Origin of the sequence: Virgibacillus sp. 7505, assembly GCF_002272135.1 — a bacterium.
In the GTDB taxonomy this organism is placed as follows: domain Bacteria; phylum Bacillota; class Bacilli; order Bacillales; family Amphibacillaceae; genus Terribacillus.
The window spans coordinates 1-215 of record NZ_NPBF01000446.1 but is presented as its reverse complement, the minus strand read 5'-3'; the positions used below and the strand labels follow the sequence as shown (position 1 = coordinate 215).

1 pseudogene is annotated in these 215 nt (G+C 42.3%); it reads right to left on the bottom strand.

Annotated features, from left to right (window positions below):
• Positions 1–129: pseudogene (locus CHH91_RS19720) on the bottom strand (30S ribosomal protein S12); the annotation flags it as partial.
• Between the last annotated feature and the right edge of the window lie 86 nt (positions 130–215).

Below are 215 nucleotides of genomic sequence, written 5' to 3'. Positions count from 1 at the left end.
TTTTTGCGGAGAAGAAACATCCGTTTGTGACTTCTTGAAACTGTTGTACCCTTTGTTCAACGCAGGCGAGTCAGACTTTTTCACTTTGTCTACACGGCCTTTGCGGATTAACTGGTTAATAGTAGGCATGTTGTGTTCCTCCCTTCCACATTTTTAAGACCACTGATCCAGGTGGTTCATGTTTAGGCAAAAGAATATATTGTAAGGCGTAAGCG